The sequence below is a fragment of the Bacillus paramycoides genome, from assembly GCF_038971285.1.
Taxonomy (GTDB): domain Bacteria; phylum Bacillota; class Bacilli; order Bacillales; family Bacillaceae_G; genus Bacillus_A.
This window is the reverse complement of sequence record NZ_CP152427.1, coordinates 5,032,469-5,046,791: the sequence shown is the minus strand read 5'-3', so window position 1 is coordinate 5,046,791 and position 14,323 is coordinate 5,032,469. Positions and strand designations below refer to the sequence as shown.

The 14,323-nt window shown below is 32.8% G+C and carries 15 protein-coding genes; all 15 read left to right on the top strand.

What is annotated here, in order from left to right:
• Positions 1–19 precede the first annotated feature (19 nt).
• Positions 20–757 (top strand): PHP domain-containing protein, encoded by a 738-nt coding sequence (locus AAG068_RS26290; RefSeq protein ID WP_342716401.1) that lies wholly within the window; start codon positions 20–22, stop codon positions 755–757.
• On the top strand, positions 696–1,304 hold the full coding sequence (locus AAG068_RS26285) for a phosphoribosyltransferase (protein ID WP_342716400.1): 609 nt from the start codon (positions 696–698) through the stop codon (positions 1,302–1,304). The genes AAG068_RS26290 and AAG068_RS26285 overlap by 62 nt, the downstream gene beginning before the upstream one ends.
• On the top strand, positions 1,291–2,241 hold the full coding sequence (locus tag AAG068_RS26280) for a glycosyltransferase family 2 protein (protein WP_342716399.1): 951 nt from the start codon (positions 1,291–1,293) through the stop codon (positions 2,239–2,241). The genes AAG068_RS26285 and AAG068_RS26280 overlap by 14 nt, the downstream gene beginning before the upstream one ends.
• Position 2,242: 1 nt before the next feature.
• Positions 2,243–3,283: an EpsG family protein gene (locus AAG068_RS26275; RefSeq protein WP_342716398.1), complete on the top strand. Its 1,041-nt coding sequence runs from the start codon at positions 2,243–2,245 to the stop codon at positions 3,281–3,283.
• 99 nt (positions 3,284–3,382) lie between these two features.
• Positions 3,383–4,126, top strand: a complete 744-nt coding sequence (locus AAG068_RS26270) for a glycosyltransferase family 32 protein (protein ID WP_342716397.1) — start codon at positions 3,383–3,385, stop codon at positions 4,124–4,126.
• 58 nt (positions 4,127–4,184) lie between these two features.
• Positions 4,185–5,312: a CDP-glycerol glycerophosphotransferase family protein gene (locus tag AAG068_RS26265; RefSeq protein ID WP_342716396.1), complete on the top strand. Its 1,128-nt coding sequence runs from the start codon at positions 4,185–4,187 to the stop codon at positions 5,310–5,312.
• 33 nt (positions 5,313–5,345) lie between these two features.
• The gene (locus AAG068_RS26260) at positions 5,346–6,773 is read left to right on the top strand and encodes an oligosaccharide flippase family protein (RefSeq protein ID WP_342716395.1); all 1,428 of its coding nucleotides are present in this window, start codon (positions 5,346–5,348) and stop codon (positions 6,771–6,773) included.
• Between the two features lie 27 nt (positions 6,774–6,800).
• Positions 6,801–7,193 carry a glycerol-3-phosphate cytidylyltransferase gene (gene tagD / locus AAG068_RS26255; RefSeq protein ID WP_000821945.1) on the top strand — a complete coding sequence of 131 codons (393 nt, stop codon included), beginning with the start codon at positions 6,801–6,803 and terminating at the stop codon, positions 7,191–7,193.
• 99 nt (positions 7,194–7,292) lie between these two features.
• The gene (locus AAG068_RS26250) at positions 7,293–8,207 is read left to right on the top strand and encodes a LytR family transcriptional regulator (RefSeq protein ID WP_342716394.1); all 915 of its coding nucleotides are present in this window, start codon (positions 7,293–7,295) and stop codon (positions 8,205–8,207) included.
• Between the two features lie 98 nt (positions 8,208–8,305).
• On the top strand, positions 8,306–9,124 hold the full coding sequence (locus AAG068_RS26245; protein ID WP_342716393.1) for an SGNH/GDSL hydrolase family protein: 819 nt from the start codon (positions 8,306–8,308) through the stop codon (positions 9,122–9,124).
• Positions 9,125–9,211: 87 nt separating this feature from the next.
• Complete coding sequence (gene galE / locus AAG068_RS26240; RefSeq protein ID WP_342716392.1) at positions 9,212–10,204, top strand: UDP-glucose 4-epimerase GalE; 993 nt, start codon at positions 9,212–9,214, stop codon at positions 10,202–10,204.
• Positions 10,205–10,326: 122 nt separating this feature from the next.
• Positions 10,327–10,998, top strand: coding sequence for a response regulator transcription factor (locus AAG068_RS26235; RefSeq protein WP_342716391.1), 672 nt, complete (start codon positions 10,327–10,329; stop codon positions 10,996–10,998).
• An 11-nt stretch (positions 10,999–11,009) separates the two neighbouring features.
• A complete protein-coding gene (locus AAG068_RS26230) occupies positions 11,010–12,440 on the top strand; it encodes a HAMP domain-containing sensor histidine kinase (RefSeq protein WP_342716390.1) in 1,431 nt (476 codons plus the stop codon).
• 66 nt (positions 12,441–12,506) lie between these two features.
• Complete coding sequence (locus AAG068_RS26225) at positions 12,507–13,289, top strand: DUF3919 family protein (RefSeq protein WP_342716389.1); 783 nt, start codon at positions 12,507–12,509, stop codon at positions 13,287–13,289.
• Positions 13,286–14,320 (top strand): ABC transporter substrate-binding protein, encoded by a 1,035-nt coding sequence (locus tag AAG068_RS26220; RefSeq protein ID WP_342716388.1) that lies wholly within the window; start codon positions 13,286–13,288, stop codon positions 14,318–14,320. Before AAG068_RS26225 ends, AAG068_RS26220 begins: the two co-directional genes overlap by 4 nt.
• Positions 14,321–14,323: the final 3 nt, after the last annotated feature.

Here is a 14,323-nt window from a genome sequence, read left to right as displayed (position 1 = left end):
TAGAAAGTAGGAGAAGTATATGGGAATAAATGTCGAATTACACACCCATACTTGCCATTCGCATGATAGTACTTTAGGCAAGTGGTTCTATTTGCTCATGTTAAAATTAAGAAGAATAAATGTGGTAGCGATTACGGATCATGATGAAATTGAGGGTGCGTTAAAATTCAAACCTTTTCTTGAGAAACATTCCATTAGGGTAATTATTGGAGAAGAAATATTTTCTAGTAAGGGTGAAATAATAGGATTATTTATAAATGAAAAGATAAGCCCGGGAAAATCCCCAAGGGATACAATGTTAGAGATAAAAAAACAAGGAGGAATAGTATATATTCCTCATCCGTATGATGAAAAAAGATATAAAACAGTTTTGGTGGAAGAAGAGATTCAAAAAAACCTAGATTTAATTGATATCATTGAAGTTCACAATGGTAGAAATATAAAGAGGTATTTTTCAGAAATTCAATTAGAAATTGCGAACAGATATAATACAACTAAGGCTATAGGTAGTGATGCGCATACATTTATAGAATTAGGTAGAAATTACAACGTTATGGAAGAGTTTAATGGTGATCCACAGAAATTCAAAGAAAATTTAAAAAGGGCAAAATATGTTCAAAAAGAATGCCTACAGGTGGCCCATCATATAACCAAGTTTGCTAGGGTTTTTAAATTAATAAAAAGAGGTAAATACAGTGAATTGTGTAGAATTATCAATAAGAAACTTGGAAATAGAAAGCAAAAAATTAGCAACTAAAATTGAACAGGATTTCCGGCCAGATGTAGTTATATTTATAGCTAAGGGGTCATTTTTAATAGGACAAACAATAAGTGAGTACTTAAGGGTGCCGTTATTAGAAATTCAAGCAGTACGTAAGGGAAATAAGTTAAAGGAATTTATAAAACCTGTAATAAAAATTATTCCTAAATCCCTTAAAGAATATTTAAGACGTAAAGAAATTCAATCTGGAGTTCATAATCAAAATGTAGATAGAGAAATTTATTTTGATATGAATAAACAAGAGATGAAGAATATAAATAAAATTTTGGTTGTAGATGATTCAGTAGACACGGGGCACACAGCTAGTCAAGTGGTAAAATACTTAGGGAATATCTATACTGAAACGGAAATAAAATTTGCAAGTTTAAATTCTTTTAAAGATAGTGCAAATATTTTTCAGGTGGATTACTCTTTATATGAAAATCATATTTTAATGGGGCCTTGGTCCAATGATTCCAAATATAATAAAGAATTTATTGAATTATATAATCAATGGAAGGAGGTAAACTATGGGGAAGCCTAAAATTAGCATAGTAGTAGCAGCGTATAATGTTGAGAATTATATTGAAAAGTGTTTGGAAAGTCTTGTTGGACAGAGTATTAAAGAAATTGAAATATTAGTCATAGATGATGGTTCACGTGATAATACAGTAAATATTGCTAATGAGTTTACAAAGTATGATAAACGTGTAAGAATAATTTCTCAAGAAAATGGTGGTTTAAGTGCTGCAAGAAATACGGGGATTGATCATGCTAGTGGAGAGTTTATAGCATTTGTAGATGGTGATGATTATTTAGATAAATCTATGTATGAGAATTTATATAAAAAAATCATTCCGGGTAATATTGACCTGGTAGTTTGTGGATTTAAAAAAGTCTGGTTAGATGAGGATGCAAGTAAACTACGTGAGAAAGAATATTATTTTAACAAAGATCTATTGAATGGTGATGTCCTAGAGAATTTTCTTTGTAAACATGATGAGCCTTTTGTTGTAGCTTGGAACAAGTTATATAGAACAGAAATAATTAAAGAAAATGGACTATATTTTGAAAATCGTGCTTTTTTTGAAGATGTAGGTTTTATGCCGAGATATTTATATTTTTGTAATAGTATAGAAGTAGTAAATGAAGCTTTGTATTATTATGTCCAGAGGGAAGGATCGATAACTCGAAGTTATAATCCGATTATTGATGAATCTATAATAAATACAATGAATGTATTAAAAACATTTTTTAAAGAAAGTTCCTACGAGAAATTTTGTGGAGTGGTTGAAGCAAGATTGTGGATATACTTAATAAACTACTCATTAGAAAATAAGAAATCTATAAAAGAGAAAAAAAGACAACTGAATAGTCTTTCGGATTCTTACAACCTATTACCTTTTAAGCATAGGGTAGGTGCTGTTTTATTAAAGATAGGTTTGTATGAAGTTTTATTTAGACGTTTAAGGAGTTCATAAAATGTTTGCATATATTTTTATGCTAATACTATCGTTATTAACCTTATTGAAGGGGAAATATGCTCAAGTATTCTATTGGTTGGCCAGTACGTATGTTCTTTTATTAGCCGGATTTAGATATGGAGTAGGGACAGATTATTATTCTTATGAAAGAATGTATACTGAGGGAAGAGTTTGGTTTTCGGAACCTGGGCTAGTATATATAATGGACTTCATGAAATTTTTAGGCATACCAGTCCAAATCTTTTTCTTAGTTATAGCATTTCTTATACAGTATTTAATTTATAAGGCAATAAAGCGTTACAGCGACACAAGAGAAGTATATTACATGGCTGTATTCTTTTATATTAGTTTATATTATTTTAATACCTCTTTAAATACAATAAGGCAATTTATAGCAATGGGTCTGTTTTTAATTAATATAAATAATATAATCAATAAAAAGTTCATCAAATATAATTTAATGTTTATTGTAACAATTATGTTTCATAAGAGTGCGATATTTTTCTATCCAATTTATTTTTTGCATAATTTAGTAACGAGATATATTAATACAAATACTAAAAGAGTTACCTTATTAGTTATTTCTTTTTCTTTGATGTTTGTTAGATTTGACGAATTAATTATTAAAATAATATCTAAAGTTTTTGGTAATCAATATGCTTATTATACAGAATGGGCTTCAAGTCAATATTTAGAATACTCATTATCATGGAAAATGGCAGTGCTATTAATTGTTAAATTGTTATTAAGCATATGGTTAGTAAGTAATAAAGAGAAATTTATTCATTTAAAGAAGCATGAAGCTATATTCGGTATATACTATATAAGCTTAATATTAACATTCCCTTTGTATCCAATGCTAATATTTAGACGTTTACTTTTCTATATTAGTATTACAGAGATCATTATTTTTGCGTTATTTATACAAAAAAACCAAAAAGCAAAGATTGTATTTATTGTTTTTGCACTAATTTATTATTTTGCCAACCTAATATTGGGATATAGTACGCCACTTCCCTATGAAATCAGGTTATGGTAGTGTTTTTGTAAGTTCATATATTAAAAATAGACATAATGAATTTAGATTCATTATGTCTATTTTTAAATAAGAAAACAAATTATTAAATTATTTTATAGAATGGAGCATAGTGAAATGAATAAAATTCCTAAGGTAATTCATTACTGTTGGTTTGGAAAAAATAAGAAATCGGAATTTATAGAAAAATGCATAGAGTCTTGGGGAAAACATTTAACAGATTATGAATTTATAGAATGGAATGAGGAGAATTTTGATATTAATTGCAATCAATTTGTAAAAGAAGCTTATGAGGAGAAAAAATGGGCATTTGTTTCTGATTATGTACGGCTATGGGCACTGTATAATTATGGTGGTATTTATCTTGATACAGATGTGGAGGTTTTAAAGGGGTTTGATGTATTTTTAGAGCATGACAGCTTTAGTGGGTTTGAAGATGATATTACTATCCCAACAGGGATTATAGGGGCTATGAAAAATAGTCAGGCAATTAATATGTTTTTGAAATACTATGATAATAGAAGTTTTTATTTAGAAAACGGAGATCTTGATACAACTACGAATGTAGAAATTATCACTGAAATTTGCTCTGATCAAGGATTTGAGCCTAATGGAAATTATCAAGTGTTAAATAATGGGATGCATATTTACCCTAAAGAGTACTTTTGTCCTAAAGAATATAAAACGGGGATCTTAAGAGTAACTAAAAATACTTATTGTATTCATCATTTTAATGGGTCGTGGATTACTAAGGATAAAAGATTTAAAAAGAACATTAGATTATTTATGTTTAGGGTCCTGGGAGAAAGAACGACTAATTTTCTTTTGAATATCGTGAAAAGATAAATGAGGAAGAAGTTTTTATTGCTGTTACACTGAAAAATAGTAATCTAGGAGAGGAAATATGAGGAATAGAATTACATTTTTAATTGCTAGAATTATTTTCTGTTTTTTAAGAATGAACCCCAAAAAATTAATTTTTATAGATTATGCACCAGGTTCAGGTTCCAATGTGAAGGTGCTATATGATTTTATGACTAAAGAATATAATGATCTAGATTTAATATATATAAACTTTCAAAAAATACTGGAAAAACCGATAGGAAATGCTATGCATTTAGGGACGGGGGCTATTGTCATCACATCGCATGGCCCTATAAAAAAAATGAAAAAGAAACAAAAATTCATTGAATTATGGCATGGAATACCCTTAAAAAAAATGGGATTATTAGAAAATGAAACTACCATGAATAAAAAGAAAATCGATACATTAGATCGAGTAATCTCTAGTTCAGAAACGTACACTACGTTATTAAATGCCTGTATAGGAATAAATAATAAATATGTTATCACTGGATTTCCACGAAATGATCTTTTAAATTTGAGTGGAGGAGAAACGAGAGACATCATATTGAAGTACTTTTCTGTTAGTGAAAATGATAAATTAATGGTATTTATGCCGACATTCAGAAAAGGATATATCAGGGAAGAATCGGATTTAAACAGGGAATATAATATATTCGGTTTAGGTGATATGAATATTGATGAATTTAATGCTTATTTAGTAAAAAACAGAATTACAGTTATTGTGAAATTACACCCTAAAGAGGAGGTGTATTATAAAAAAGCATTGGAGGGATTTTCTAATATCAAGTTATGTACATCGGAATTTTTAGCAAAATATAATTTAGATATATACCAAATACTATCTGAAACAGATTTGTTAATAACAGATTATTCAAGTGTATATTTTGATTATCTTTTATTAGATAAACCGATATTATTTTTGAATACAGATTTAGATCAATATCGTAATAATAGGGGATTCCTATTAAATCCATTTGAATTTTGGACACCTGGTCCAAAGGTGAACGTATACAATCATTTTATCTGTGAATTAGAGAAGTTGCTTACTGATGAAAAATATTATAAAACTGAGAGGGAAAATATAAAAAAGATAGTTCATGAATATACTGATTTTAAGTATTCAGAAAGGGTAGCTAAATATATATATAGTAATTATTTAAATTAAAATAATTATAAGTAAATTAGCTGAAATTATAATATGAAAAAAGTATTACGTGATTTTTTATATAATGCTTTATATCAATTGTTTATTATAATAACTCCAATTCTTACTATGCCATTTCTCTCTAGGGTCTTAGGGGTAAAGGCATTAGGAATAAACAGTTATACTTTTTCAGTTGTCCAAATTTTAAGTGTATTGGCTTTTTTAGGAATTGGTCAACTGGGTATTAGAAGTATAGCAAAAAATAGAGATTCTCAAAATAAAGTAAATGAAACATTTTGGGGATTATGGTTAATTCAATTTTTAGCAGGGATTGTAGTTATAGGGTTATATATATTCTATATTACAAATGTAAATAAAGAATATAGAATGTATTTTTTATTGCAACTGCCATTTCTTTTTGGGGTTATTTTTGATATTTCATGGTTTTATATTGGTATTGAAAGAATTAAACAAGTAGTTTTAAGAAATATGCTAATTAAATCTGTATCAATTATATTAATTTTTATTTTAATTCGTGATGAAAATGACTTGTGGAAGTATATGCTTATAATGTCCTTAGGGGCTTGGCTAGGAAATGTAGTATTTTGGATGGGGTTATCTAAATATGTAACTAAATTCTCATTTAATATACAGTACCTAAAGGATAACTTTAGGGCTGCCTTACTACTATTAATTCCACAACTAGCTATTCAAGTATATATTACATTTGATAAAACAATCTTAGGAATGATAGCTGGGCCTGTCGAATTATCCTATTATGATCAATCGCAAAAAATATCTAGAATTATTTTGGCGGTCATTACTTCGCTAAGTATGGTGTTATTACCTAGACTCGCTAATATGGTTGTTAATAATCAAAATGAAGTTCTTCATAAATACTTGAAAAAGTCTTTAGATTATACGATAGTGCTAGCGCTATTATTCTGTAATATCGTAATGCTTAATTCTTATGAATTTGTTCCTTGGTTCTTTGGAGAAAGCTTTATTCCTATGTCACCTTTAATGTTCTGGGTAAGTTTCATTATCATTTTTATTCCAATAGGTGGTGTCTTTGCAAATCAATATGCACTCGCTTTTGAAAAGGATAAACAATACGTATTACCATTAGTACTAGGTGCAATAATTAGCCTGATACTTAATATAATATTTATACCGCGATATGGTGCATTAGGTGCAACATTTGTTATAGTATTTGTTGAATTTATGGTGTGCTTTTTTAGGATATATCTAATTCGAAAATATCTAGATTTAAAGTTTATGTTTCAAGGAGTATATACTTATTTTCTAGCTGCGTTGATAACTTTTATTTTCGTATATTTCATCCCAAAAATGTTTGTAAATGATTTTATAAATATGACGATTAAATCTTTAGTCATTGGCATGGTATATATAATAATTATTTTGGTTTTACCTAATATGATTTCTCGGGATTTAAAAAGGATAATCTTAAAAAGTAAATAAGTAGATTTTAGGAGTGTATTTTAAAATATGAAGCGAATTTTAACTTATGGAACATTTGATTTACTACATTATGGTCATATAAATTTAGTAAGGCGAGCAAAAGATCTAGGTGATTATTTAATAGTTGGATTATCAACAGATGAATTTAATGCATTAAAAGGAAAAGAATCTTATTTTAAATTTGAAGAGAGAAAAATGCTACTGGAAAGCATTAGGTATGTGGACTTAGTAATATCGGAAAATACTTGGGAACAAAAGATTGAAGATATCATAAAGTATGAAATTGATGTATTTGTTATGGGTGATGATTGGGAAGGGAAATTTGATTTTTTAAAAGAATATTGCGAAGTGGTTTATTTGCCAAGAACTGAAGATATATCAACTACTCAAATAAAAAGTGAACTTTCATTACAATCATAAGAAATAAAAAAGCTTTTATTTGTAAATGTATTTGTTGTAATATGTGAATAGCGACAATGCATAATTAGTTATAAATAAAAATTAAAGAAGGTATAAATTATGAAAAAGAAAATTTTATTTTGGGTTTTAGGTATAATAGGTTTTCTAGTGATTGCAGGGGGAGCATATGCATACTATGTTTATTCTAATGTATCAAATACATTAGATGCAGTACATAAGCCATTAGATCGTGACAAGTCTGAAAAACGTGATAAGAAAGTAGATGTCGCTGATAATAAACCAATATCTATTTTGTTAATGGGCGTGGATCAAAGAGCGAATGAGACAGGACGTTCAGATTCAATGATGTTATTTACGTTAAATCCACAAAAAAAGTCTATGAAAATTACTAGTATCCCACGTGATTCTTATACAGAAATTATAGGTAAAGGTAAGAAGGATAAGATTAATCATGCGTATGCTTTTGGTGGAATTGATATGTCTGTAAAAACGGTAGAGAATTTCCTTGATATACCAGTTGATCATTATATTGAGGTGAATATGGCTGGCTTTAAAGATGTTGTTGATGCAGTTGGTGGAGTAGATGTTAATAATGATTTAGAATTTAAATATGAAGGATCACAATTTGCTAAAGGAAATATACATCTTAATGGTACGGAAGCATTAAGATATTCCCGTATGCGCTACGAAGACCCACGTGGTGACTTCGGCCGTCAAATGCGCCAACGTCAAGTTATCCAAGCGGTAATTAAAAAAGGCGCAAGTGTTTCTTCTCTAGCAAGTTACGGTGATGTATTAAAAGCAATTGAGAAAAACGTTAAAACAAGTTTAACACAAGATCAAATGTTTGATATTCAAAAGAACTATAAAGATTGCATGGAGAACAGTGAAGAAATCCAAATCCCAGGTGACGGCCATAAAGCCGCTGATGGTATTTGGTACTACTATGTTCCGGATGCAGCAAAACAAGATATTACGAATAAATTAAGAGCGCATCTTGAAGTGACTAAGTAATATGTAATAACCCAACTCCTTTGGTAGGAGTTGGGTTTATTTTTGCGTGAATTTATATTAGTATTATATGTTGTGAGAATAATAGATGAGGTGAATAGATGAATAAGAAAGCGGTACTTGTCCTAGTTATTTTTGTATTGTTTGTCGCTTCGATTGTGAGCGGTAAATTATACTGGAATAAGAAAATTGCGAATGCAACAGGGCAGACGAGTGAAGTAACGAAAACAAAAGCTGAAGTGAAAGATAGTGGAGCAAAGAAATCAGAGAAAAAACAAGATGCGAAATCATCTTTTAATGAAGCATATGCGAAGAATTTACCAAATGAATTGAAAGAGAAGCTAAAGAAAGCTGCTGAAGATAAAAAGTCAGTAAAACTTGTTATTGTTGGCGATGAAGCTTCTTCATCTGAAAAAGGTGCTTGGGCAGCTAAGTTAACAGCTAATTTAGAAACTGCTTACGGTAAAGGCTTATGGAATGTGACTGTAAAGGAATATAAGGGTGAAAGTACAGACGAATTAATTACGAATAAACGTGATAAAGAGATTGCGAAAGAGAATCCAGATGTGATTTTATTTGAACCACCATTTATTACCGATAACGGTAAAACTGGTAATGGAAACTCTGTTGCAAGTACACAGAAGTTTGTGCAAGCACTTTCTACTAGTGCAAAGGGTGCTACAATTATGATTCAACCATCAAACCCAGTGTACGGTGCGAAGAATTATCCGAAGGCAATTGAGGCGTTAAAGCAATTTGCGACGCAAAATGGTTATACATATGTAGATCATTGGGGAGCATGGCCTGATGCAACAACAAAGGCTATCCTACCATATTTAAAAGAAGAATTTGGTTTCCCAAGTGATAAGGGGCATGAAGTTTGGGCGCAATACGTAACTGATTATTTTGTAGCTAAGTAATGAAGGAGAGATAAAAGGTGTACGAGTTCCCGTATACCTTTTCTTTTTATAATTAAGAGATCTGAAAATAGTTAGGAGGAAAAAACAATGAATTCAATCCTAATCTGCGGTGGAGCCGGCTACATCGGTTCTCACGCTGTGAAAAAATTAGTAGACGAAGGTTTATCTGTTGTAGTAGTAGATAATTTACAAACTGGTCATGAGGATGCAATTACAGAAGGTGCGAAGTTTTATAATGGCGACCTTCGTGATAAGGCATTTTTAAGAGATGTTTTTACACAAGAAAATATTGAGGCGGTTATGCATTTCGCAGCTGATTCTTTAGTTGGAGTTAGTATGGAGAAACCTCTTCAATATTATAATAACAATGTGTATGGCGCACTTTGTTTATTAGAGGTAATGGATGAGTTTAAGGTAGATAAGTTTATTTTCTCCTCTACTGCGGCAACGTATGGTGAGGTAGATGTAGACCTTATTACTGAGGAAACGATGACAAATCCAACGAATACGTATGGAGAGACGAAGTTAGCAATCGAGAAGATGCTTCATTGGTATAGTCAAGCTTCTAATTTACGTTATAAGATTTTCAGATACTTTAACGTGGCTGGTGCAACTCCAAATGGTATTATTGGGGAAGATCACCGTCCAGAGACGCATTTAATTCCTCTTGTACTGCAAGTGGCTCTAGGTCAACGTGAGAAGATTATGATGTTTGGTGATGACTATAATACACCAGATGGTACTTGTATCCGTGATTATATTCATGTTGAAGATTTAGTAGCGGCTCATTTCTTAGGGCTTAAAGACTTGCAGAACGGCGGAGAAAGTGATTTCTATAACTTAGGAAATGGTAATGGTTTCAGTGTAAAAGAAATCGTTGATGCAGTTCGTGAAGTTACGAATCATGAAATCTCAGCTGAGGTAGCACCGCGCCGTGCGGGAGATCCAGCACGTTTAGTTGCTTCTTCTCAGAAAGCGAAAGAGAAGTTAGGATGGGATCCTCAGTATGTAAATGTGAAGACAATCATTGAGCATGCTTGGAATTGGCATCAGAAGAAACCTAATGGGTATGATAAATAGATATAATAAGTGAAAGAGAGGGTATTGTCGTTCAACATATGTTCGACAATACCCCCTCTTTTTTTATAAGATTTTTGCTATACTAAAATGTACTTATAATACGGGGTGGAAGGAGGAAAATGATGAAAATACTTGTAGTTGATGATGAATCGAGTATTCGTAATTTGATTCGGATGCAGCTTGAGATGGAAGGATATGAAGTACTTACGGCGGCTGATGGAAGAGAAGCTTTAGAGAAATGGAATGAAGGGCCGGATGTACTAATTTTGGATGTTATGCTTCCAGATACAGATGGGTATGAGCTGCTTCGTTTGTTCCGTGAGAAGGATCGAGATATTCCAGTACTCATGTTAACTGCGAAGAGTCAGATGAATGATAAATTGCTTGGGTTGCAGCTTGGGGCAGATGATTATGTGACGAAGCCATTTAATTATGCGGAACTTATTCTTCGAGTTAAGAATATGACGCGGCGCGTGAAGAAGAAAGAGGTAACGGTAAGTCATGAAGTAATCGGGGCGGGAGAGATAACGATTTGTCCTAAGGAAAGAAAGGTGCATATTAGTGGGAAAGAAATTCAGCTAACGTACCGAGAGTTTAATTTATGTCAGTTGTTTGTTTCAAATCCGCAGCGTGTATTTATGCGAGATGAGTTACTTGAGAAAGTATGGGGGTTTGAGTATATCGGAAATACGAGAGCGGTTGATATTATGGTGCAAAGACTGCGGAAGAAGTTAGGGAATAGCGGAGAATATATTAAGACAATTTATGGCGTCGGCTATAAACTGGATTGTTAAGTGGTGATGGTATGTCTTTAAAACGAAATATGGTGTTTGGGATAGTTGGACTGTTAATCCCGATTTTTGTTCTTTTGTATGCAGTTGTTTATATTACGTTAGAAAAGAATATGTATCATAACGCAGCAAATTCTTTGGAAAAGTTAAGTGTAGAAGCACAAATTTATACAATGAATTATTTAGAGAAGGAAGCAGAGATCGAGACGCTCGGTCCGAATTCACTTTTAATTGCTTCGTATTTAGCGAAGCGTATGGATGTCCGTGTACAGATGATTGGGAAGAATGGAGATGTTGTTGCGGATACGCAAAAGGGAGCACTTCTTCACCGGAATATTGATATTGAGAGTTCTTTGAAGGGGAAGAAATCTTATGTTTTTGAAGAGGGAGACCCAGCTCCAATTCTTTTATTTTCAAGCCCGGTGTATTATGGAAACGATGTCATTGGAAGTGTTCGTTTTATAAATGAGTTAACAGGTGAGAAGGAAGTTTTAACAAATGTCGGTTGGACGTTCTTAATGACGTCTCTTTGTCTAGTAGCTGCGGGTATTTTCTTTGCAATTCGTTTGGCAAAGTCTCTTCATAAGCCGATTGATCAGTTAAGGCAAATGGCGCACCGGCTTGCGAATGGTGATTATAAAAGTAAGATTGAGCTAAATGAATATGTGGAAATTGCTCAGCTTTCAGCGTCTTTTAATGCGATGGCTGATGGAATTGAACTGCATATTAAGCAATTGAAGGAGGAGAAAGAGAAGCAGAAAGATTTTTTAGACCGCATTACACATGAGCTGAAAACACCGCTAACGGCGATTATTGGCTATGTGGATTTAATTCCGAAGTTAAAGGCGAAGGAAGATGTACAGGAGAGCCTGCGTTATGTAGCTGTAGAAAGTGAGCGTTTATTATCACTTGTAGAGGAATTACTTAAGTCCTCAAAGTATGGGACGAGTACGTTTGAAGTGTCACCTACAGTTGTGAATATAAAGGAATTAGCTGAAGAAGCAGTTTCAATTGTGAAACCTCGCCTGCAGAAATTTGAGATTGAAGTGATCAATGAGTTAACAGATGTACACGTTGTTGCGGATTTCGATAAGACGAAACAGATCTTCTTAAACGTGCTGGATAATGCGATAAAATATAGCGATGCTACGCAAATTCGGATGAATGTAATCGTAAATGAACGTGAAGCGAAGGTTTTTGTTCATGATGATGGCATTGGTATAGATGAAGGTGTGCTTGCAGAGTGGAATGAATCACCAGAAGGGAAGGTACTTCCTTCTAGTTACGGGAATGGTTACGGTTTGTATATTTGTCAGGAGATTATGAATAAGCAGGGCGGAAGTATGCGAATTGAGAGTAGTGAAGAGGTTGGTACTACAATATTTATTACATTCTTGCTTCCGAGACGGATGGAAGACATAAAACACTTGAAAGCGGTTAAATGATACATTTATGAAACAATTATGCGGTATTTTCGAAACAACGTTTTTTTATCTTGGAGGTAGGCAGAAATGAAAAGGCTATCATTTCAAATTCTTATGTTTGTTCTTTGTATAATCTTTTCTCTTATTTTGTTTTATGTGATGGAGAAGCAAATATACAATCGAATCACAATCGTGGATGACAAACAAACTGTTTTACAAAGAGTGAATGAATCCCTGCCTACCGAAATGAAGGTTAGGCATGAAAAGTGGGGAGAAATTGTTATAACGGATGAAGTTCGTTTGCATACGATTGTTTCATTCTTTGACCGAATTCAAATAGAACCAAGAGAATCTAAGAGTCAAGAACAAGTATTTACTGGAGAAGTAACGTACTTGAATGGACAGAAACGTACTTTTGCAGTAGGTGACTTGTTCCAGTACGGGGCTGATATGTACGGAAAGAATGGTACGGATCCAATGATTTCAGCATTTCAAACGTATTTGTTAAGCCTGTATTACACGCCAGAACGTATTCATGACTTTTTTGCATCAGCACAGGATGTCATAGTACGTCAAGGTGATGTAGAACGTACGATGAATCTTACGCACATACTTGATTCGATTCGGTACGCAAAGCAAATTACAGATTACGGAGAAATACAGAAATTATTACAATCACAGAATGAACCGATTGCTTATATTACCGCTTATAAAACAGGGAAGCGTATAAAGAATGAGCGAGAAGACGTTCTTACTATTTCTGTATATCCATCGTATTTTGTTGTGCAATATCTCGGTGATAACAATGGGAATGTCATGTATATGAAAAGCTCCCTCGCAAATGTATTTGTAAAGGAGAATGTGTCATGAGAAAGATAGCCTTTTTCTTCTTTTTGCTAGTAATTGGAGGAGCGATGTCTAGTTGCTCTCGAGATACAACCTCTATTAAATATAATAAAAGTGGTCTCCCTATTTTGGATGATCGTCATCTTGTTGCGTATGTAGCAGCTCGCGAGGAAGTTGGTGAAGCTTTGCTTTCGTCATTTTGTAAGCCACGCGGCTGTACGTATGAGTTTATTCGTCTTTCGACAGAGGAGCTTCTTCGGAGGGTAGAAGAGGAAGCTGGAAATCCGAAAGCGGATATTATTATTGGCGGTACGGTAGATGCGCATCAAATGATGAAACAAAAAAATCTATCTATTCCTGTTACGAGTCAGCATGCGAACCGTATTTCAAAAACTGTTAAAGATAAAGACGGTTATTGGTACGGTTATGAAGTGGAGAAGCTAGCAATTGCGATCAATAAAGAGCGGTGGAATGAAGAAATAGCACCGCTTGGACTTCCTTATCCATCAAGGTGGCAAGATTTATTAAATCCAGTGTATAAGGGAAAGATTGTGATGCCAGATCCAAATGTATCAGGAACAGCATATACGTTTTTTCAATCACTTATTGATACTGTAGGTGAAGAGGAAGCGAAGGAATATGTTAAGAAACTCGCAGGACAAGTTGGTGAAGTAACGGTGAATGGTTACATACCAGTAGAGCTTGTTGCGAGTGGTGAGTATATGATAGGCATCAATTTCATGGGAGACCAGAGAATGCTTCAAAAACAAGGCTTTCCAATTGTAAGTATTGTACCTGAGCAAACAGGGTTATCTGTTAATGCGATTTCGAAATTAAAACGTGCACCGAATGGTATTATTGCGGATTTATTTATTGATTATTGTTTATCGGAAGAAGCGGGTCACATTTTAGAAAAAGTTTCGTTTGGCGTACCAACAATGTTTGCAAAGAATGAGAAAGAAATAGAAGGACAGCCAGTTAGAAGAACAAATCAAAATATATCAAATAGCGGAATAATCGAGATATGGAATGGACAGCGTCTCTCTCAGAAGTGAGAA